The organism is Alicyclobacillus mali NBRC 102425 (assembly GCF_001570745.1).
Taxonomy (GTDB): domain Bacteria; phylum Bacillota; class Bacilli; order Alicyclobacillales; family Alicyclobacillaceae; genus Alicyclobacillus; species Alicyclobacillus mali.
Genome location: NZ_BCSG01000075.1, coordinates 1 through 1,544 on the forward strand (window position 1 = coordinate 1; position 1,544 = coordinate 1,544).

Below are 1,544 nucleotides of genomic sequence, written 5' to 3' on the forward strand. Positions count from 1 at the left end.
GTTAAAGTCTCAAGTAGTGGTGTAAAATCCGTCAGTCCCAATTGACGAGAAAGCCACCGTGCGTGTCTACTCTAAGTGTGGCGAACACCAAAAGTAGGAGGTACGCACGATGGCTTCGCTTAATAGCTTCGCAGTTTTGGAATGGATTCGCAAGATGCAAGATGAGGATCACATCGACGTGTTACGTGAACTCATGCAACTGATCGCCCAATTCATAGTCGATGCGGAGGCGACGGAGAAAATCGGCGCGGAGCGTTATGAACGCACAGAGAGCCGCGTCACGCAGCGAAACGGTTCGCGCTCGCGCACGTGGGATACGCGCCTTGGAACCGTGGAGCTGAAGATCCCGAAGCTCCGCCAAGGCAGCTTCTTCCCCTCCCTGCTCGAACCAAGGAGACGAGCGGAGCAAGCGCTGGCGGCTGTCATCCAGGAGGCTTACGTGAAGGGCGTCAGCACCCGCAAGGTGGACGACCTTGTGCGAGCCCTTGGATTGGAGGGCATCAGCAAAAGTGAAGTTTCTCGTCTGTGTCAGCAGATGGACGAGACCGTGCAACAGTTCAAAGAACGGCCGCTGGAACACGAGTATCCGTACGTGTGGCTCGACGCGACCTTCCCGAAGGTTCGGGAAGGTGGTCGCGTACAGAGCATGGCTTTGGTGATTGCGATTGGGGTGACGGACACCGGTGAGCGAGAAGTGCTTGGGTTTGACGTTGGCACGAGCGAGGACGGCGCGTTTTGGACGGATTTTCTCCGAAGCCTGAAGGTCCGCGGACTGCGTGGCGTACGGCTGGTGGTCAGCGACGCACACGCGGGTTTGCGCCAAGCGATTGCCGAGGTGCTCACGGGTGCCACCTGGCAACGGTGCAAGGTGCACGCACTGCGCAACGTGCTGAGTCAGGTGCCGAAGAAGGAGCAGGCGATGGTCGCATCCATCCTGCGGACGATCTTTGCCCAATCGTCCCAGGAGGCGGCTCGCGAGCAACTCCGGCGCGTCGTGAAAGAGTTGAAGGGGCGATTCCCGAAGGCGATGGAGATCCTGTCCGATGCGGAAGACGACGTATTGGCGTTTATGGCGCTGCCCTTTGAGCACTGGCGACAGATCTGCTCGACCAATCCGCTGGAACGCCTGAATCGGGAAATGCGGAGGCGGATGGACGTCGTAGGCATCTTCCCCAATCGGGAGGCCGTACTGCGACTCGCAGGCGCCATTTTGCAAGAGCAGCACGAAGAGTGGATGGTGGCACGGAGATATTTCAGCTTGGAGTCGATGGCCAAGTTGAAACCGAATCAGCCCCAACTCGCGGCAGCGGCGTTGTTGCACAAATAGATGCATGCGGCGAGGTGATGCGACCATGCACACGCAGGCTTTGGCCCTAACGGATGAGAATCGACCGCCGAACGCCCGTCAAGGGCGTCGAAGGACGAGCGAAGCATCCCTTGACGGAGCGTGACGGCGGTCGATACAGTTCGCCAAGGGTCAAAGCCGACCACGTCACACATAAGGCACGCACGGCGAAATTCCACCACTTGACGGGACACTACCC

At 58.8% G+C, this 1,544-nt stretch carries 1 protein-coding gene; it reads left to right on the forward strand.

Annotated elements, in window-relative coordinates:
• Window positions 1–109 precede the first annotated feature (109 nt).
• The gene (locus tag AMA01_RS13425; RefSeq protein ID WP_067851759.1) at window positions 110–1,327 is read left to right on the forward strand and encodes an IS256 family transposase; all 1,218 of its coding nucleotides are present in this window, start codon (window positions 110–112) and stop codon (window positions 1,325–1,327) included.
• Window positions 1,328–1,544 lie beyond the last annotated feature (217 nt).